We start from the raw sequence: 19,137 nt of genomic DNA on the forward strand, positions 1-19,137 counted from the left end.
CCCTGTTTCCGGGCAGACATTCCATTTTAGCCGCCAGCGGGTCTATCACCTAACTAAGCGGACTGAAGATCCTTGATGTAGTCCTTCCAAAACGTCCGCCAGTGTTCGATTTGTTCGGTCGATTCAAGCCGCTCGTGTTGGATGCTGAGCGCCGCTTTGCCCTCGGATTTTTGGTGGATGTTCACATTCACCCGGGATCCGTCGGTCAGTCCACACCGCCAGTAGCGCCACTTCTCCGTGGAGTTCATATCCGGTCCACGGCTGATATCTATTGCCGAAAACGATTCCGCACCTTCCACATGCTCCTGCCACTTCTGCAAGGCCTCGTCCATAGTGCCGTTTAGAGTCCTGCTGACGGAGACGCTGAATTCCCCGTTGCAGTCCTGACCGGGAATCCGCCGGCCGGTCATCTGCTCATATGCCACTGTCACGGACTGCGCCCACCAGCCCGTCACAATGCCGTCGTCGTTCAGTTTCCGGGCGATCTCCTTGTGCGTAAGCCGGTCAGCACCAATAGTGGCGAGATACTCCTCGATTTCGGTCCATTTCCTGCCGGTGCCGTTCTCCAGCGCTTCAACATTCATTGTTCGGACCATGTCCGGGCTCCTTCGTCGTCAATGCACCTATTAAATCAGAACGCCCTGTCCGGGATTCGGTCCGGACAGGGCGTTCTGGCATCCTCAGCGGGTCCCTCTGGACCACTGGGTTCTCGTCTATCCGCGTTAGTCTCCCGCCGCGAGCAGCTGAGTACGCAGTTCGCGCCGCTCGCGCTGTTTCTCCGGATTCGGCAACGGGACCGCCGCCAACAGACGCTGCGTATAGGGATCCTGCGGGTTGCGCAGGATCTGGTCGCGTGTTCCTTGTTCGACGATGCGGCCGCGGCGCATGACGCAGATGCGGTCAGACATCAGGTCGACGACGGCAAGGTCGTGGGTAACGAACAGGCAGGCGAAGCCGAGTTCCTGCTGCAGACCCTTCAACAAGTCGAGAACAGTCGCCTGCACCGAAACATCCAAGGCCGACGTCGGCTCATCCGCCACCAGCAGCTTCGGCTCCAGTGACAGCGCCCTCGCGATACCAACACGCTGCTTCTGGCCGCCCGAGAGCTCATGCGGATACCGGTTCCGGTAGGACCGCGGAAGCTCCACCTGGTCCAGCAGCGTCTCGATTTTCTTTTGCAGCTCAGCACCTTTGGCCACCTTGGCGAGGAACATCGGTTCGCCGATGCTCTCCCCCAATGGGAGCCGCGGGTTCAGGGACGATGAGGGATCCTGGAAAACCATGCCGACGTTCCGGCGCAGCGCAAACAGCTGCTTCCGTTTCGCGTGGGAAATTTCCTGTCCCGTCACCCTGAGCGAACCTTCTGCGACCGGCAGGAGCCCGACGGCGGCGCGGCCGATAGTCGTCTTGCCCGACCCGGATTCGCCGACCAGGCCGAGTACCTCGCCCGGGTAGATAGACAGGTTGGCACCCTCCACAGCACGGAAGGCGGGAACCCGGCCCTGCTTCGGATACTCGATGGCAACATCTTTCAGTTCCAGCACCGGATCACCCTGCCCCTGGGTGGTATGGGCCTGCCATTCCTCCAGCTGCTTCTGGTTCTCGCGTTCGCGGCGCTCCAGCTCCTCGTGGTCGACGCCTTTCAGCTCCGCATGGGTCGCCGCGGCCAGTGCAGCCGTAACGTCGATTTCCCCGCCTTCGGCCGTTTGGCCCAGGTGCGGAACCGCGGCCAGAAGCTGCTGCGTGTATTCGTGCTGGGGATTATGGAAGATCTTCTCGGCCGGCCCGGACTCTACAATCCTGCCCTTGCGCATGACGGCAATCTTGTCCGAAAGGTCGGCCACAACTCCCATGTCGTGCGTAATCAGCACGATGGCACTGTCGAGCTTGTTCCGCAGGTTTCGCATCAAGTCCAGGATTTCCGCCTGAACAGTGACATCCAGCGCCGTAGTCGGCTCGTCCGCGATCAGCAGTTTCGGATCACATGACAATGACTGAGCGATCATGGCACGTTGACGCTGACCGCCGGAGAGCTGGTGCGGATAGGATTTGAAGGCCTTTTCGGGATCCGGCAGTTCCACCAGCTCCAACATCTTCAACGCGCGTTCTTTTGCTTGGTCCGGTGAAATGGCGTTGTGCAGCCGAAGTGTTTCCACAATCTGGAAGCCGACCGTGTAGACGGGGTTCATCGCCGTCATCGGCTCCTGGAAAATCACGGCAACGTCGCTGCCTCGGATCTGCCGGAGCTTATTGCCGCTGAGCCCCAGGATCTCCCTGCCGTTCAGCTTAACGCTGCCCGTTGTCCGGCTGTTGTCCGGCAGAAGGCCCAACAGTGCCATGGAACTGGCGCTCTTGCCCGAACCGGATTCGCCGACAATCGCCAGTACCTCACCGGCCCTGACGTTGTAATTCAGGTCAATGGCCGCAGGCACCCACTCTTTGTCAACGCCATAGTCGACACTCAGGTTCGTTACCTCCAGTACCGGCGTCCTGTCCTCGTCCCGGCCTGGTTCTTCTGAATCCGAAATTTCGATGATGCCATCGGTCATGACTTATTTTCCTTCCGACCGGACATGCGGACCTCTTTGATTGGTGAACTGGTCCGGAATCCTGAAACTATCTGTGTATGGAGTCTTCGAAAAGTGCAAGTGACACTATCGTGTTCAAACCGCGCACCGCTAAGTGGTTCGCCGGCATCACTTGGACACTGCTGGCCATTGGCCTTGTAGCCGCCGTCGTGGTCAATGGCGTGGACGGACTCCTGACTGCCTGGCCCTTGCTCGCCTTGGCATACTTCGGCTGGTGGGTCTTCTGGTACCCCTCGGTACAGATTGACGACGACGCCGTCACCGTCCATAACCTGATGCGCAGTATCACCGTGCCGTGGAGCGCCTTGATCAACGTGGACACCAAGTTTGCCTTGACCCTCATAACAACCCGCGGACGCTACACCGCCTGGGCGGCCCCAGCACCGGGCGTCTGGGGAACGCACAGAGGAAAACCTGAACATGTCCAGGGGCTGCCGGCAACCACCTATGGCGCCGCAGAGTCGATACGGCCAGGAGACTTGCGGAATACCGATTCGGGCACCGCCGCTTTTTATGTCCGCAGCCGGTGGGCGATGCTCGCTGAAACGGGGCGGCTCGACGTCGACGCTACGGAAACGATTCCGGTGATCAAGTCGATCCATTGGATCCATATCGGTTGCGCGTCCCTGCTCATCGCCAGCTGCTTCCTGGCGTTCGCCTCGGTTTGAGAGCCGCACCTTAGGCTCCTCCGCCACGGTGCGCGGCCGATGTATCGGTCGTGTCCTTGGCCTTCTTGGCGTTGAATTTCTTCTGGCGGGGATCGAAGGCATCCCGGAGTCCATCACCGATGAAGTTGATGGTCAAACAAATCCCGACGATGAAGAGCCCGGGCCACCAGAAGAGCCATGGCCGGGTTGTGAACGCCTGCTGGTTATCACTGATCAACTTCCCGAGTGAAACATCCGGTGACTGCACGCCCAACCCAAGGTAAGACAACGCGGTCTCCAACAAGATCGCTGAAGCCATCACCAGCGTTGTGTTGACGATAATGACGCCTACTGCATTAGGCAGGATGTGCTTGAAGATGATTCGGGTATCTGATGCTCCGGCAATCCGGGCAGCATCCACAAATTCGCGTTCGCGTAAGCTGAGGAATTCTCCACGGACAAGTCGCGCGAGCCCAGTCCAGATGACCAGTCCGACAAACACGCCCAACAGGACTACTCCTGCGCTGCCGCCGAAGAGGGTGTCGACAATGCCGCCCCCACTGGTTATCTGGGCGCCGATACTGCCCAGTACCGCTGCAAGAATGACCAGCGGAATGACGATAATCGTGTCGGTCAGTCGCATCAGGACGGCCTCGACCCAGCCACGGAAGTACCCGGAGACTCCGCCGATGATCACTCCCAAGATCCCACCGAGGAATCCGATGATGAACATAATGATCAATGACAGCTGCGCACCGCGCATGGTCATGGCAAAATAATCCCGGCCAATGCGGTCCTGGCCAAAGGGATGATCGCCGAAGGCGAAGGGAAACTCCCACGTCGGCTCACCCCGGCCCTGCAGAGGCGGCGTCTGAATATAGTTGTACTGGTACCAGCCTGGAATGCCTGCATAGCCGATGGAGGTGAAGGCCAGTATCACGATGCCCGCAAAAACGACCATGCTGATGACTGCGGCAGTATGTCCGAAGAAGCGCTTGCGGACCAGCTGGCCCTGGCTTAGGCCCTGAGCTCCGGGATCTGTCGTTCCTGGATTTGTATTCTCTGTTGACGTACTCATGCTTTCACCCTTACTCGTGGATCCAACACGGAATAGACGAGGTCAGCCACTAAGTTGAAGACCAGCGCCAGAATTCCGGTGATCAGGAAGACACCCATCACGGGGTTGGGGTCGCTGGCGTTCAATGCCTGGATAAACAGCTGTCCCATACCGCTGAAGGCGAAGACGGACTCGGTGATAATTGCTCCACCGATGAGTGCACCAATATCAAAGGCAACCAGTGTCGCCAATGGAATCAATGCATTTCGGAATGCGTGGCGCATCACTACGGTGCGTTCGGTCAGACCCTTCGCCCTGGCTGTGCGGATGTAGTCCTGATTCATGATTTCCAGCATGGAAGCCCTGGAATATCGACTGTAGCTCGCCAACGAAATCAGCATGAGAGCAATTGTTGGCAACAGCAGGTGGGTATAGGTGTCCAAGCCCGCGATCCAGAAGTTGCCTTCCAGGTTCGGCGTGGAGGAGCCGATGGTGGCAATAGGACGCCCTCTGATGCGGCTGTTATTGAAGTACTCCGGCCAAGCCTGCATGAACCGGTCGAGGAGAATGACAAAGCCCATCAGGAAGGCCGTCAGGCCGGCGGCATTCATACTCTGCCTGCGGTCGTACCCTCCCATGAGGAACCCGACGATGGCGCCTACGAGCACGGCGGCGATGGCCAGCAGGAATATCATCAATGGCGTTGCCAGGTCGAGCAGCGGCTGAATGGCGAAATACGCCACCAGTCCAAGTCCGACTGTGATCAAAGCTGAGTACAGCGCTTTCCGGTTCCTCAATCCCGAGGTCAGCATCGTGACGCCATAGGCGGCGGCGACGCCTAGAATGGCCACCCCAACGGCGCCGAACCCAGGAGTCAGGAACCAACCTGTCGCGTCCAAAAACCAGACGAGGCCGGCAGAGATAGCAAATCCCATCGCGGCTCCAACGAACTTACGTTTCACACTTCCATTCGCTATGAGATAACAAGTGAAAGCGCCGACCAGACCGATAATAATGACGGACGAAACGGTGATATTTGGTTCATTTAGGAAGTTATTAAAGCCGATGGCTCCATATTCTTTCAACAACACGGCAACCCAGAAAATCGGCAACGAGAAAAACAGGAATGCCATGAAAGTGACACCGTAGTCAAGTCCGCTGTACTGCCGAAGGGCGGTGATAATGCCAAGTGCAATTCCGATGAGGACAGCGAGTACCGTGGCCGCGGTTACCAGAAGGATGGTCTGGCCCATAGCCCGCGCCAACAGGGTTGTGACGGCGATGCCCTCGACGCTCTGACCCAGGTCACAGGTGGCGGCGAACGGCACGAGGCATCCGGCCGCTCCACCGAGCCATTCAAAGTAGCGAAGCGGGGCCGGGACATTAAGATCCAGCAGCTGGATGCGCTGCTGTATGAGTTGTTCCTTGTTAGGAAGATTGCTCTGTCGGAACTGCGCCAAAGGATCGCCTGACGCCGCTGTCAGAAGATACACGATGAACGATGCTGCCAACAGGATGAGTACGGCGGTTACTAACCGCCGGACAATGTAGGTCACCATAGTGTTAAAAACCTCAATGTTAAGGTTCCGGGATATCACCCGGCGTTGTCGCAAAAAGTGTAATGCACCTAACGTTCAGTGGAAATTTGGGATCTCCCAATCACTGAATTTATGCAAAGAAATAGAATTAGTTTCCGGACACTAGAAAGCGCTGGGACCACGTATCGCGGTCCCAGCGCCTCCAGCTGACCAGGACTAGAACGTCACAGGATTTGTCTCACTTCGGATTACTCCTTGATGGACCATTCCCAGAAGTTCCAGAAGACACCGGTCTGGTTCGACATGTATTCGAATCCTCCGATCCGCTCGTCAGCCGCCTGTATTCCAGGACCCTGGAAGAGCGGAAGACCATAGCCGGTTTCGAAGAGCTTCGTGTCAACGATGATCTGCAGCTCCTGCTGGCGCTCCGGATCGATCGTTACGATGAGCTCATCCATTGCCTTCTGTGCTTCCTCATTGCAGAAGCCGCTGAAGTTGGACGCTGAGTCACAGCCATAGAGCTGCGGCACACCGCTGACCCCTACCCCTTCACTAATCCAGCCGAAGATGGTGGCGTCATAGGTTCCGTTACCAAGGGCTGCGCCCCACTCTGCGTTCGGCAGACCGCCGTCGACCACCTTGAAGCCGGCCTGTTCGGCACTTTCAGCGATCAGGGTGTAGGCGTCAACCCGGTTCGGGTTATCAGCGTTGTACATGATCCGGACCGTCGGAGTTTTACCGTCGAGCAGTTCCTTGGCTTTCTCAATGTCGACCTGCTGCCAGTCCTCAGAGCCGTTGACAGGGACAGCAGCTTCGTAGCCATCGGTTCCCATATCAAAGATGTGCGAGTCACGCGGAGCAGCGTCAGGGTTGATCTGCTTCACTGTTGCATCGACGATCGCGTCACGCGGGATCGTGTTCATGAATGCCTTGCGGACATCGACATCCTTGAAAACGCCTGAGTAGTTCAGGTCAATGTGGTCGAAGGAGAGCTGGTTACCAGTTAGCATCTGGATACCGTTCATTGCTTCCAGCGACTGGAGAGTATCTGCGGACGGCTGCGGCGCGATGATGTCGACCTCACCGTTCTGCAGCGCCTGGACCTGGGCCGGTGCCTCCGGAATGTAACGGACAACGATTTCGTCCACCTTCGGCTCAGGGCCCCAAGTGTATTCCTCGTTGCGAACCAGCGTCATCGACTGATCGGCCACCATGCTGTCAGTAACAAAGGGACCGCTGGAGAGATAGAGTCCCGGGTTGGAAGGCAGGGATGTGGTGTCGAAGGCTGTGTTCCAGTACTCGGCAACCTTTTTCAGCTCTGGCCGCTCCTGCGGATTTTCCGGATCGCCTTCAGGGGCGCTCATAATGAGATCCGCCAGCGCCTGCTCGTCAGCGAGGCCAGCGCCTTCGGCTACAACGTGGGCAGGAAGTCCGACGTCGTAAGCAATCTCCCAGTCAGCGTACGGCTTTGAGTACGTCATCGTGATGGAACGGCCATCGTCACCAATTTCCGGCACATCCGTCAGGCCTAGTCCGGTGGTGGTCCCGGCATAGGCGAAGTAAGTGTTGCCCGAAGTAACATCACCAGCATCGTTGGTGGTGGCGTCATCGAAATGTCCGGACTGGACAGCCCAGGCTAGCAGCAGGTCTCCGGCGTCGATGGGATTTCCGTCGGACCACTTGACGTCGTCATTAATGGTGTATTTGACGGTCAATGGATCATCGGAAAGCTTCTCGTAGCTGCCGAATCCTTCTCTCGGCACCACTTTCAAGTCATTCGTGATGTAGTTGAAGCTACCATGCGTCATGTACCAAATTTTGCCGTTGATATCGACGTTGCCGGTAGCGCTGTTGGCATTAAACGATGAAAAGCCATTTACCTCGGCGACAGTTATTGCGCCGCCCCCTGATGCCTGGGTCGAGCCACCAGTGCCGTCACCTTCGCCGCCACCCTCGGTGCTGGCGCAGGCGCTCAGTGCGAGTGCCGCGATAGCCGCTGCCCCCACTACTTTGGAAGTACGTCCGAAACGCATTCCGCCTCCTATTTATTGGTGTGGATGTAGCTCAACGCTATTCCGCGATGAACCGACAGCCCCTACCCGAACGGCAAGTGGCCTGTCTCACATTCAATGAGCCTAAACCAAAATCATCGTCCACACGTTTGTAATGGTGACTCCCCGCGTGGTTGTTATCGAGATGCAACCTAATATGCCTATCAGGCACCGTGCCCGTTATCTGGTTTCGCTCGAAACTGCCCAGGACGCCGCTGCCACTACGGATGCTGCCGCGGCTATGGAGCGATAGGACCGAGCCAGATCGTCGAGCCCTGAATGGGCGTTAAGCCCGCTCGGGTTAGGCGCCACATGAAGTTCCACGCCCTCCCAAGGACTCTCCTGCCGCCCCAAGGAAGCCTTCGGCTGTTCGAAGGCCACCCGGAAAGCGGTGATTCCCAATACCGCCACCACGGCAGGCCGGCGGTTCTCGACGAGCGCAGAAAGCCTTGCGGCACCACTGCGGAGTTCGTCTTTGGTCAATTCATCGGCCCGGGCTGTCGCGCGGGGGCAGATATTACTGATGCCAATCCCGTGATCCACCAACTGGGCGATGTCTGCCCGGGTGTAACCGGCAGAGGGATTTATTTGGAAGTCGGTTATGCCCGCGCGGTACAAAGCGGGGTAGAACCGGTTGCCCGGACGGGCGAAATGCGCTCCCGTTGCCGCCGTCCAAAGCCCGGGATTAATACCGATGAACAGCAGCCGCAAGCCAGCAGGCAAGAGATCCGGAACGGTCTTGTCACGGAACGACTCAAGTTCAGTGCGGCTGAAGCCCATGCTGTGATCGTATCCAGATATCGACCCATCCGTGCAGTTCTGAGACGATAAGACGCATGCCATATACACTCCATCTCGCCGGTGATGAAGCCGCCGACCGTCTGCTTGCTGAAAACCCCTTCGCCCTGCTCGTCGGAATGCTGCTGGATCAGCAGATTCCGATGGAGGTTGCATTCTCCGGACCGGTCAAGATCAAGGAACGGCTCGGGGACGTCGATCCGGGACAGATCGCGGCAATGGACCCCGATGAACTGATCGCAGTCTTCGCGGAGAAACCTGCCGTGCACCGTTTTCCCTCGTCGATGGCCAAGCGTGTCCAAAACCTCGCCGGGAGCATTGCCGCTGACTACGAGGGCGATACGACAAAGCTGTGGACCGAGGGCGACCCGGACGGCAAGCAAATACTTACCAGGCTCAAGGCGCTGCCTGGCTTCGGCGACCAGAAGGCGAAGATCTTCCTGGCCCTGCTCGGTAAACAACTTGATCTTGATGCAGCCGGTTGGCGGGAAGCAGCCGGAACGTACGGGAACGACGACGTGCACATGTCGATTGCCGATGTCACCGATGATGAGAGCTTGTTGAAGGTGCGTACTTACAAGAAGGAACAGAAGGCAAAGGCGAAAGCGGACACCAGCGGCTAATCGCCGTGGCTACATCCACTTGACCCCGTCGACTTCGAACTCCTTGAGCCTGTACTGGATCATCCTGCCGAGGAGTTCGGAGGGCACGGGCTCTGTGTATAGCAACTGGACCGAGCCCTTGCCCGTCTTGAAGGCCGTTAGTTCATTGGCGAAAGCTTCGCGGGTGCTTGGGGTGAACACGAAATTCGCATGGCGCTTATGGCCGCTGAAAACGAAGAGGATCGACTCCAGGGAATAGGCCGGGCTCCCCCATTTAAGTCCTTCGACCGCATTGCGAGCGCCGGCGCGGCTAATCTCACGCAACTGCCGCAGCAGTGCCTGTGCGGTACCGGGGAACGCATCGAGATACTCGTCGACCGTCGAGGGTTTGTCCACCATGCGGCCAGTTTGCCACCGGCGGCGGAAAAGAGCCATGGCCGAACCAGCGGGCCTCAGCCTTCGGCGTCGAGATACACCCAACGGCCGGCGCGGCGGGTAAAGCGCGACCGCTCTTGCAGTTGCCCCACTTCTCCGTCCTGCATCTCATACCGGGCGACGAACTCAACCACACCCTCGAGGTCGTCGCCCCCTCCAGCGACAACATCGATGATCTGCAGCCCCGTCCAGCGCATCTTTCCATCTCCGCCTGCCTCGGCCGGGCGGGTGCGCGGATGCCAGGTACGGAAGAGATGATCGTCATCACCGACGGCGAAAGCGACGTACCGCGAGCGCATCAGATTCTCGGCGGTATCAGCAGGTGAACCTTCGAGGATCGGTCCGCAACAAGCACCGAACCTGCCCCTGCCGCATGGACACGGGTCAGACGACGACGGCCGCCGCGGCACTCCCCCGGCAGCGGCAAAGGCACCGCCGGCCACGGCTCTGAAGTAGGAATCGCCTTCGTGCACCGTCAGCTGTCCCCCGCTTTGAGGAAGTTTCGCAGCACGGACACGAATACCTCCGGCTGTTCTGAATGAACCCAGTGACTGGCATCCTTGATGGTGATCTGTGCAGTCCGGGGAAACAATTCACGCATGACCGGCGCATGCTCGGGCTTGATATATGGGGACTTTTGCCCGGCCACCCAGAGCACCGGATGTTCGAACGGGTCGGCGTTGAGCGTGGGAAAACCTCCGATGGCGGGAAGCTCATCCCGGAGCAGTTCGAGGTTGGCCTGCCAGCGGAAGCCGTCGTCGCTGCTCCGGAGGTTCTGCAGCAGAAACCCACGTACCGTTCGCTGTGGGATGGCTTCGGCAAGTGCTTCGTCCGCATCTTTGCGACGCGACAGGTTCTCGAGCCGGAGCGATGCCAGACTGTTCAGCAGGTGTTCGAACTCTCCCATCGATCCACCTGATACCGGCGAGATGTCCACGACGACCAGGCGCTCGACCAACTCCGGGTGCCGCAGGGCCACCACCATGGCGACTTTGCCGCCCATGGAGTGCCCGACAAGATGCACTGGTTCCTGCGCGGCAATTCCGCTACGCAACTTCCCGGCGATCAGATCTGCCAGTTCAATATAGTCGAAGCTGTCGGTCCAGTCAGATTTCCCGTGGTTGGGAAGATCGACCAGCAAGGAGCGGAAATCGGGCTGCAACGCTTTAGCGATCTGGGTAAAGTTCTTCCCTTGTCCGAAGAGTCCGTGCAGGAAAGCCACCGGAGAGCCAGACTCCCCCACTTCAGTAGTGTTGATCGAGAAAGCGGCAGCCACCCTCCCAGCCTACACATGAGGATTCGCACTACTGCCATCTCAACACCGTTGACCTGAATTCACCGTTACGTCAGTCGCGCAACTCGAACTTAACGTCGATGGTTGGGTCAATGCTCCTGATGATGCCCATGTAAAAGGCCTTCGCTTGATCTCTCAAAACCACGTCATTGGCATCGATGTACTGATCTTTCGCATCATCATCGAGAATGTCGTTTATCATTTCGACAGGATCGATTTTCGGAGTCATCCAGCTCAGGGCGCCGTTGTTCTCGGTGGCTAATTCGAAGTGTGGGTCGTCGTGCCCAATAAAAATAAACTCCGGGATGGAAACGAGATACTTGCCTTCCCCGGTCTGCGTGATTCGCACATCTTTGCCGTCGATACCCAGCTTGGCATGGAAGCTATATTGCATGAATGATGCTCTCCCGCTTCCGGGAACCTCCAGTCCGAGGAAGCGCTGCCCTGACCGCTCTTCCTCTTGTATGCCCTGAATACCCAAACTTACGAGTACGACCTGCTCCTGGCGGGTTATCGAGTTAATGACTTGGGTATTGCGGGTCTCGGACGCTGCACCCGAGGCAAAGATGCTGAACGCCGCGGGCGTCGCCCCAATTGCGGCCACTGCAACAAGGCCGATGATTATCGGCAAAATCAGCCACAGGGGCACTTTTTTTGAGAAGAACGGCATTATCGAGGTTTCCCCACTACTCTCGTCGGATTTGTCCGTTGTTCTGGAGCAACGGTATTTTAGGCGCACATCACAGGCCAGCGGCTATGCGATAGCTAATTTAATGTTGGCGGTCCGGCCTGTTTGAAGTGAAACAGAACCGGTAATCTCGCTCAGGAGGCGAGATAGTGACTATTGCTCAGTAAGAATCCCAGCGTGCTTTTCACCGGCGACATCTTGGATATGAGAACTGTCCGCTTCTGATTGTTGCTTCTTCTTCGACCTGAACAAACCCGATACGTTAGACCCCACGCTGCCGGCTGTTCCAGCAATCGCACCACCTAAGTTTTTGGCCTTCGAACGGCCCTCTGCCGCGTCACGAACGCCCTCGCCAAGGATATGGCTTGAGCGGAACTTGTCCGCAGCTCGAGATGCAGTTCCCTTGATCGTCGAGCCAACATCCTCGAATGTATCTGCAAGGGCTTTCGTCTTACTGGGCGCCATTTCATCAGCAAGGTCCACGGCTGCCAGATAGGCCTCCGCATCGACATTCGGAGGGGGCAGTACTCTCAGATGCGTCATCAGCCTTCTCGACTGAATACTGAGAGTGACGAAAGTGAGGCCTCCCGAAACCACTCCCCCTACCAACGGAACTATTTTGCTCACCGTCTTGGCAAAGCTCTGCTTAGTTACCTGCACTCCGATGATCCGCAGTGTCTCCTTCAAGACGGGATACCACGCAGTTTTAGTCAGGGCCACACCCGCGATCTTTTTTTGCACGGCAGGACGGGCAACCTGAAGGGCAAAAAGTCCAAGCGAGGACGACGCGCCGCCGACACCCATCATTACGCCAAGGAACACTGCAAGCTTGCCCAAGGTTTCGTCATCTATGTCTTCGAGATCATCGAGGAACGACTGCCAGCCATAAACGTAGGCGATTTTCTGCATCACCCGGAAGGCGTGAACGTAGAACTGAGTAATGTCTGCAGGCACTGTTCCGATCATTGCAAAGCCGCCAGGTAAACCAGCAGCAAATGACAGAGCTGTGGATTTTCCAGTCTCAAAATCAATGGCGCTTTCGGCGATTTCATCAAGCGTGACTGGTGAAATCCCTGCCACCGCAGGGTTCTCGCTTACCGCCCTGTCGATCTCTGCGGCCCCGATACCTCTTTTGTGAAGTTCCGCCTTGAGGAATTGCGCTCTGTCAATGCGCACGCCACGTAGACGTATGATCTTTTTCAGGAATTCGACGGCGAACTGCTCTGCTTCTCTATTTTGTGCATCCATCATGGCGGTGATGCTTGGATTGGAGGCCTCGTCCCCGTGAAGACCTTCATCGTCCACCTCGACGGTGATTCCTAGCTCCTCTACCGCAACGGCTTCTACGCTCTTATCGTTCTCATCGCTCACAGTGCACGTCATTTCCCCCATGGTTCTGAAAAGTTATCTCTAGTCATAATGAGCTTGCTAAGCTCAGCGAATGCCGAGTTCGACACTCAAAGACGAGTTGCTGCCTCCCCGCTCACGCCTACTCTATATCGGTCCGATGAAGACGGGGACGACGGCGGTCCAAGCCGCTGCCAGGGATCAACGCCAAGCCTTGCTTGACCAGGGGGTGCGCTATCCTGGCACCAAACTTAACCACCGGTCCGAGCTGGGAGCGCTGTTGGGCTGGGGCACCATGACGGGCCGGCGAACCGGGCCATTGGGTCCCGACCGCCTGGATATGGACGGCGGCGGGATTCCGGACAGGATCGAGTGGGATAACCTCAAGGCAGAAATCGAGGCTGACAACAGCCGGCGGATACTGGTCAGCCACGAGTTCGTCAGCCAGGCCGACGACGCGGCGTGCCTGCGGATTCTCGACGAGCTGGGGAGTGGTAGGACCCACGTTGCGGTCACCTTGCGATCGCCGGCGGCAATTCTTCCATCTTTGTGGGCGCAGGGCCTCAAGGACGATGCCCAGACGGAGCCGCTCAATGACTGGCTCCGTCGCATTTATGACACCGCATCCGACCGGCCCATGCCCGCGCGGTTCCGGCGAGCCTACGATCAGGCCGAACTTGTAAGGCGGTGGGCGCGGCTGCTCGGGAAGGACAAGGTCACGGTTGTCGTCGTGGACCGAAGCCGGCCGACTGACCTGAGCGATACATTCGAGTCGTTGCTTGGCCTTCCCTCGGGAATGTTGGCCCGCGGCACTGACACGAACCGGTCATTCACCGCTGTTGAAGCCAACGTGATTCAACGGCTCAATCGAGAACTCGTCGATCACGGCGTAGGCTGGGGAAGCTTTAACGAGTTCGTGTGGCGAGGCGCCGCCAACCGCGGTTTCCTTCAGCGGACGGCGGTAGGCGATGAACCGCGCGTCGGACTCCCTGCCTGGGCGGCAGAAGCAGCCGTGAAGGATGGAAAACGCTTTGCCGAGGAAATTCGCGACAGCGGAGTTCGCATCGTTGGCGACCTTGATCAGCTTTCCGTCGCACCGCCGTCGGCTGATCATGTCGACAGCGATACGATCCCGGTCGACGTCGGCATCCGGGCGTTGACCGGAGTGATCCTCGCTGGAGCAAATACGCAACGCCGCGCCGCCAAGCGATCCGCCCAACGTAATGCAAAGATAAAACGGCTCAACCAGGTGACGGCAAAACTCGACAAGACGAATTGGCTACTCGAAGCCGAGAGAGTTAAGAACAAACGGCTCGGCACAGATCTCGCGAGAGTCAAACAAGAACTGTCCGATGAGAAAAAGCGGACGCTCTACCACCGCGTCCGAAAGCTTTCTCCCAAAGAACGACCCGACCAGACCGCAGCCGCTTATACCACCCGTGAACTCCTCGCCGCGCTGAAACGACGGATCAAGCACAAGCTTCGCACCGGCCAGTCCAAACCGCTGGAACCCCTTCCATGGCGAAGCATGTAAATACGCCGGAGCTTCGCGAGCTTGTCTCTATTCCGGCGGCCGGGGTGCTCGCATCGAGGGCGGTGCATTTTAGACGGTCACTGACAGTGATTCGGCCATCTCCCGAAGCCTGCGTGAATGGTTTCGGTCCGAAGAAACGTGACCCGTCGCCCGACCTGCCCTGTTCTATGGCCCGGGGATTTCGTCACCCCCTCAGAGCATCCGAACGTCCAGCTGGGAGTACCGATGAGTGCGACGGGGACCATGATCACATGCAGATGCACGAGGTAGCCGGCATCGCTGCGTCGGCGAAAAGCGCGCAATTCTCGAAAGCCCTCATGAACAATGCGTCCCGGGCTATCTTCGGATGCTCACGTCCTGCAGCTGAACTGACCCTCAGCGCATGCCCTCTGCAACGTCTCCAGCCTACGCTCGGCCAACCGGAAGCGAGCTTCGCCTGGCGGTAGATGCGCTCGCCAGCCGGATCCGATCCCGCAGCCGCTCGCCGAAGAGACCGTACGAGAGGTACTTTGAACAGTATGAACTCGTGGCGGTACGTGGCATCCCGAGTCCGCGATGCCACGTCTGGTGAGGAGATGTGGGAGATCCGCGAGCTTTACATGGAAGGAGAGGGCAAGTTCTCTTACACCGCGAACGCGGTTGCTCCTGCGGGCGGTTCTATCTCGGAGCTTCAGCGCGACCTCGACAACATGTTCAACGACGGTCGACTCCCGTACCTCGACCTCACTAGCGGCACCTCTCGACTGGTCGAGATGTTGTACTGAGCCGTAGCGTTTTCGAAGCGGCTCTTGAAGTCTTCGTCGGCCCTAGACGGCGCTCACTCCTCCATGCTTGGTGACTTGCGCCGCTTAGCAAGTACTCATGGCCGCGCATCGCGAGATTCGCCCCGACGCCGCACAGGCGGACACGGAATCAGCTCACTTCAGCGCGAGCATCTCCACCGGCTGCCCAGTAACCTCGGCGATCAGATCGAAATCCTTGTCCACCGCCAGCACCGTCAGCCCGGCCTTCTCCGCCGTTGCCGCAATCAGGAGATCCGGGATGGATGGCGCACGATGCTGGCCGCGATCGGCGAGCAGCATCTGCACTTCCCAGGCTCGGTCTTCCATAGCGGGAGTCAGATACTCGATCGGCATGAGCAAGAGCGGCGGCAGTCCGAATGCCTCACGTCCGGCATCTCCTGAGCGGACAGAGAAGCCGAACTCAAGCCTCGTTATTGTCGAGAGTCGAACGAGGCCGCGCTCGATACGCGCGTTCCACTCTTCTATATGCGCCGCTTGACCCGCTTGCATGCGCACATAGGCCGACTTGTCGACGAGCCAGTTCGTCACCGCCACGCGGCATCCATCACGGCAGGGTCAGCCAGGTCCCCGAACGCCGCGGCAGACCGACTCCAGTCATTCGCCGTGACCCTCGCCCCAGCCGGAGCGGACGACACTCCTTCAAGCCTGCGACGCAGGAACTCGTTGCGGGACAGGCCCAGCGCCGCCGCCTCGGCATCGATACGCTCGACGGCCGCATCGCTGAGTCCTCGAATCAGAACGTTGGTCATGACTACCTCCTCGCCATCGTGATATCACGATAGCACGTATACTGCACGTCGGAACCACAGCGGCGCGGGGCGCGAGTACACGTTAAAGCGGGACTCCACCGTGTTCCGGCACGGAGCAAAGTCTGGATCATCGACTCGCACCCGCGTAGAGTGCTGAGGTGTCTTACCCCCGCACGATCCCCCTGCTGCCTTGCGCCGACATCGACGAAATCGAACCTTTCTTCGCCGCCCTGGGCTTCCGCACCACCTACCGCCAACTTCGACCGAACCCGGCCCTCGGCCTCAACGGCCACGGGTTCGACCTGCAGTACTACGGACTGGACGGTCACACACCAGAGTCCTCCCACAGCTCCTGCCTCGTCATCGTCGACGACACGGGCCAGATCTGGGAGGAGTTCGCAGCAGGACTCCGCGAGGCGTACGGAAAACTGCCAATCAAGGGCTTCCCGCGGATCACACGGCCGCGGGCCCGCAAGAACGCCGACGGGCTGAGCGGATTCAGTCTCGTCGACCCGGCTGGCAACTGGCTTCGCTTCTTCCGCGGCGGGATCGCGGAAACCTCGCCTCCCGAGCACAGCCGGTTGGGCGAGGCCGTTCAGAACGCGGTCGTGCTCGCTGACAGCAAAGGGGACGTGGCTCAGGCCGTCAAGGTCCTCCAAGGTGCGATCAGGCGCGCATCCGCTGACGATCCGGCGCAAGGCGAAGCTCGAAACTTCATCGACGAGCTGACCGAGCGCTTGTCGGACGGCTGAGATCAGACCGGGACTCGCTCTGACGCTAAATCTAAACTCCACAACGTTACGTCGTGGAACAACCTCTACTCCCCCCTCTACGGACCCCATTCACCAGCGTGACCTGTAAGGTTCACACCGCCATCGACCGGGTGGTTAGGCTGGGTGGATGGCGACAGTTATTCTCGTGCGGCACGGCCGCACCACAGCCAATGCCAGTGGACTGCTGGCCGGTCGGTCCGTCGGCATCGGCCTGGACCAGATCGGGCGGGACCAGGCGGCGCTGACCGGAGACCGGCTCGCGGCCGTGCCCGTGGTCGGGGTGGTGTCGAGCCCTCTTGAGCGTTGTCAGCAGACCGCCCAGCTCATCCTCGATCGCCAGACTGGAGCGCCTTACGCGCCGGTCGATCCCGATCTCACCGAGTGCGATTACGGCCGGTGGCAGGGCCGTAAGCTCAGTGATCTCGCGAACGAGGATCTGTGGTCGGCCGTGCAGTCGCAACCATCCGCCGTCACTTTTCCGGACGGCGAATCCATGGCCGCGATGCAGACCAGGTCGGTGGCCGCGATTCGACGCCACGATGCGTCCTTTGAATCGGTCCACGGGCCAGGGGCCGTGTGGGTTGCGGTGAGTCATGGTGACATCATCAAGTCGATCCTCGCCGACGCGCTCGGCATGCACCTTGACCTGTTCCAGCGCATCAATGTGGGCCCGGCCTCCGTATCGATCGTGCGCTACGGCGCCAATCGGCCGACCGTCCACGCAACCAATACCGACGCCGGGGATCTGTCGTGGCTGACCCACAGCGTCAATTCCGACGACGCACCAGTGGGCGGTGGCGCAGGGCACACGGGTCCACGAACCGGAAGAGCCTAAAATAGTCCCATGCCTACAACTGTTCATGAGTTTGCCTGGCCTGACCGCGTCGTCGTCGGCACCATCGGCCTTCCGGGGGCCCGCACGTTCTACCTGCAGGTACGCACGGGCAAGCAGATCGTCAGCATCGCCCTCGAGAAGCAGCAGTCAGCGCAGCTCGCCGAGAAAATCGATGAGATCCTCGATCAGCTCATCACTCTCGAGGGCAACCCTTTCAGCGTGCCCATGAGCACTCCGATCGAACTCGTCGACAATGACCATCTTGAGGCGGTCGAGGAACAGTTCCGCACCGGCGTCATGAGCCTGGGATGGGACCCGACGACGGCGCAGATCGTCGTCGAGGCATACCCGCTGGGCGATGTCGACACTGAGGAAGACGAGGCCTTCCCCGATGGCGACGATGCCGACGCGTCCGAAGTGCTACGGGTTAGCATGCCGGTCGGTGCCGCCCGCGCCTTCGCCAAGCGCACCCGCGAGGTCGTGGGGGCCGGACGTCCGATCTGCCCGCTCTGCGGTCAACCCATAGACGCCGATGGGCACACCTGCGCCCTTCCCGAAGTCTGATGCTGACGCCGGACCTATTGACCGCCGAGCTGACGCTCACGGGACGCATAACGACGGCGTCGAACGCCACCTTCCTGGGGAGCATCGGCGGCGCAGCAGTTATTTATAAGCCGATAGCAGGCGAGCGTCCCCTGTGGGATTTCCCCGACGGCGCGCTTGCCCACCGGGAGATGGCCGCCTACCTGGTCTCGGAGACCTTGGGCTGGAACGTCGTGCCTCGCACCTGGCTGCGCGATGGTCCGCTGGGTGAGGGGATGGTGCAGCTCTGGCAGGAAACGGACACCGCCCAGAACGCCGTGGATCTGATCGCGACGGACAACGTACCGGAGATTGGCTGGAAGCAGGTCCTCCAAGGTCGGAATGAGAACGACCAAATGGTCGCCCTCATTCACGAGGACTCCCCCGCGCTGAGACGCATGGCGGTGTTCGACGTGCTAGTCAACAACGCCGACCGCAAAGGCGACCACATCCTTGCCATGGAGGACGGACATCGGCACGGCGTGGACCATGGGCTTACCTTTCACCGTGACCACAAGCTGCGCACGGTCCTGTGGGGATGGCTGGGAGACGCTCTGACCGCCGAGGAACGCGACGGCGTAGATCGTGTCAGCCAAGGACTGCACGGTGGACTGGGCCGAAACCTGGCGGACTTGCTCAGCGCAGAAGAAATCGCATCGCTCGCGGCGCGCTGCGCCCGGTTGCGCTTGGCAGGGCGGTTTCCGGCTCCGAGCGGTGAGATGTCGGCGGTGCCCTGGCCGCTGTTCTAAGGGATTTACGAGGAGTTATACGTTGAACCTAAATTCCACCACGTCGCCGCACATACCAACCTTACGG

General features: G+C 59.2%; 21 protein-coding genes. 8 read left to right on the forward strand and 13 right to left on the reverse strand.

From position 1 onward, the window contains the following. Positions 1–53: 53 nt before the first annotated feature. Positions 54–596 carry a hypothetical protein gene (locus ACX80B_RS12125; protein ID WP_459296427.1) on the reverse strand — a complete coding sequence of 181 codons (543 nt, stop codon included), beginning with the start codon at positions 594–596 and terminating at the stop codon, positions 54–56. 126 nt (positions 597–722) lie between these two features. After that, the gene (locus ACX80B_RS12130) at positions 723–2,549 is read right to left on the reverse strand and encodes an ABC transporter ATP-binding protein (protein ID WP_459296429.1); all 1,827 of its coding nucleotides are present in this window, start codon (positions 2,547–2,549) and stop codon (positions 723–725) included. A gap of 77 nt (positions 2,550–2,626) precedes the next feature. Here ACX80B_RS12130 and ACX80B_RS12135 point away from each other — a divergent pair, with 77 nt between their 5' ends. Next, complete coding sequence (locus ACX80B_RS12135; RefSeq protein WP_459296431.1) at positions 2,627–3,256, forward strand: PH domain-containing protein; 630 nt, start codon at positions 2,627–2,629, stop codon at positions 3,254–3,256. 10 nt (positions 3,257–3,266) lie between these two features. Here ACX80B_RS12135 and ACX80B_RS12140 read toward each other — a convergent pair whose 3' ends face one another. From ACX80B_RS12140 to ACX80B_RS12155, 4 genes are all read right to left on the reverse strand, one after another. Then, entirely contained in the window at positions 3,267–4,313 is a 1,047-nt protein-coding gene (locus ACX80B_RS12140) for an ABC transporter permease (RefSeq protein WP_459296433.1), read from the reverse strand. After that, positions 4,310–5,851, reverse strand: coding sequence for an ABC transporter permease (locus ACX80B_RS12145; protein ID WP_459296435.1), 1,542 nt, complete (start codon positions 5,849–5,851; stop codon positions 4,310–4,312). The genes ACX80B_RS12140 and ACX80B_RS12145 overlap by 4 nt, the downstream gene beginning before the upstream one ends. Positions 5,852–6,078: 227 nt before the next feature. Continuing rightward, entirely contained in the window at positions 6,079–7,863 is a 1,785-nt protein-coding gene (locus tag ACX80B_RS12150) for an ABC transporter family substrate-binding protein (RefSeq protein WP_459296437.1), read from the reverse strand. Between the two features lie 198 nt (positions 7,864–8,061). Continuing rightward, positions 8,062–8,661: a mismatch-specific DNA-glycosylase gene (locus ACX80B_RS12155; RefSeq protein ID WP_459296439.1), complete on the reverse strand. Its 600-nt coding sequence runs from the start codon at positions 8,659–8,661 to the stop codon at positions 8,062–8,064. A 56-nt stretch (positions 8,662–8,717) separates the two neighbouring features. Here ACX80B_RS12155 and ACX80B_RS12160 point away from each other — a divergent pair, with 56 nt between their 5' ends. Next, positions 8,718–9,302 carry an HhH-GPD-type base excision DNA repair protein gene (locus tag ACX80B_RS12160; protein ID WP_459296441.1) on the forward strand — a complete coding sequence of 195 codons (585 nt, stop codon included), beginning with the start codon at positions 8,718–8,720 and terminating at the stop codon, positions 9,300–9,302. Between the two features lie 9 nt (positions 9,303–9,311). Here ACX80B_RS12160 and ACX80B_RS12165 read toward each other — a convergent pair whose 3' ends face one another. The 5 genes from ACX80B_RS12165 to ACX80B_RS12185 all read right to left on the reverse strand — a co-directional run bounded on the left by ACX80B_RS12165 (position 9,312) and on the right by ACX80B_RS12185 (position 13,069). Next, on the reverse strand, positions 9,312–9,680 hold the full coding sequence (locus ACX80B_RS12165) for an iron chaperone (protein ID WP_459296443.1): 369 nt from the start codon (positions 9,678–9,680) through the stop codon (positions 9,312–9,314). 53 nt (positions 9,681–9,733) lie between these two features. Continuing rightward, a complete protein-coding gene (locus ACX80B_RS12170) occupies positions 9,734–10,189 on the reverse strand; it encodes a YchJ family protein (RefSeq protein WP_459296445.1) in 456 nt (151 codons plus the stop codon). Positions 10,190–10,191: 2 nt separating this feature from the next. After that, positions 10,192–10,992 (reverse strand): alpha/beta fold hydrolase, encoded by an 801-nt coding sequence (locus tag ACX80B_RS12175; protein WP_459296447.1) that lies wholly within the window; start codon positions 10,990–10,992, stop codon positions 10,192–10,194. Positions 10,993–11,062: 70 nt separating this feature from the next. Further along, positions 11,063–11,680 carry a hypothetical protein gene (locus ACX80B_RS12180; protein ID WP_459296449.1) on the reverse strand — a complete coding sequence of 206 codons (618 nt, stop codon included), beginning with the start codon at positions 11,678–11,680 and terminating at the stop codon, positions 11,063–11,065. A gap of 171 nt (positions 11,681–11,851) precedes the next feature. Next, positions 11,852–13,069 (reverse strand): hypothetical protein, encoded by a 1,218-nt coding sequence (locus ACX80B_RS12185; RefSeq protein ID WP_459296451.1) that lies wholly within the window; start codon positions 13,067–13,069, stop codon positions 11,852–11,854. A 70-nt stretch (positions 13,070–13,139) separates the two neighbouring features. Between ACX80B_RS12185 and ACX80B_RS12190 the strand changes: the two genes are divergently transcribed. Together ACX80B_RS12190 and ACX80B_RS12195 are read left to right on the forward strand one after the other, a co-directional pair. Next, positions 13,140–14,579, forward strand: coding sequence for a hypothetical protein (locus ACX80B_RS12190; protein WP_459296453.1), 1,440 nt, complete (start codon positions 13,140–13,142; stop codon positions 14,577–14,579). A gap of 518 nt (positions 14,580–15,097) precedes the next feature. Further along, a complete protein-coding gene (locus tag ACX80B_RS12195; protein ID WP_459296455.1) occupies positions 15,098–15,343 on the forward strand; it encodes a hypothetical protein in 246 nt (81 codons plus the stop codon). A 153-nt stretch (positions 15,344–15,496) separates the two neighbouring features. On the opposite strand, the gene ACX80B_RS12200 is transcribed toward ACX80B_RS12195, so the two are convergent. Together ACX80B_RS12200 and vapB are read right to left on the reverse strand one after the other, a co-directional pair. After that, the gene (locus ACX80B_RS12200; RefSeq protein WP_459296457.1) at positions 15,497–15,916 is read right to left on the reverse strand and encodes a PIN domain-containing protein; all 420 of its coding nucleotides are present in this window, start codon (positions 15,914–15,916) and stop codon (positions 15,497–15,499) included. Next, positions 15,907–16,131: a type II toxin-antitoxin system VapB family antitoxin gene (gene vapB, locus ACX80B_RS12205; RefSeq protein WP_459296459.1), complete on the reverse strand. Its 225-nt coding sequence runs from the start codon at positions 16,129–16,131 to the stop codon at positions 15,907–15,909. The genes ACX80B_RS12200 and vapB overlap by 10 nt, the downstream gene beginning before the upstream one ends. 158 nt (positions 16,132–16,289) lie before the next feature. On the opposite strand from vapB, the gene ACX80B_RS12210 reads away from it, so the two are divergent. From ACX80B_RS12210 to ACX80B_RS12225, 4 genes are all read left to right on the forward strand, one after another. Further along, positions 16,290–16,883, forward strand: a complete 594-nt coding sequence (locus tag ACX80B_RS12210; protein WP_459296461.1) for a VOC family protein — start codon at positions 16,290–16,292, stop codon at positions 16,881–16,883. A gap of 148 nt (positions 16,884–17,031) precedes the next feature. Continuing rightward, complete coding sequence (locus ACX80B_RS12215) at positions 17,032–17,739, forward strand: MSMEG_4193 family putative phosphomutase (RefSeq protein ID WP_459296463.1); 708 nt, start codon at positions 17,032–17,034, stop codon at positions 17,737–17,739. Between the two features lie 9 nt (positions 17,740–17,748). Beyond that, positions 17,749–18,303: a DUF3090 domain-containing protein gene (locus ACX80B_RS12220; RefSeq protein WP_459296465.1), complete on the forward strand. Its 555-nt coding sequence runs from the start codon at positions 17,749–17,751 to the stop codon at positions 18,301–18,303. After that, a complete protein-coding gene (locus ACX80B_RS12225; protein WP_459296467.1) occupies positions 18,303–19,070 on the forward strand; it encodes an SCO1664 family protein in 768 nt (255 codons plus the stop codon). Before ACX80B_RS12220 ends, ACX80B_RS12225 begins: the two co-directional genes overlap by 1 nt. Positions 19,071–19,137 lie beyond the last annotated feature (67 nt).

Source organism: Arthrobacter monumenti (assembly GCF_054511255.1).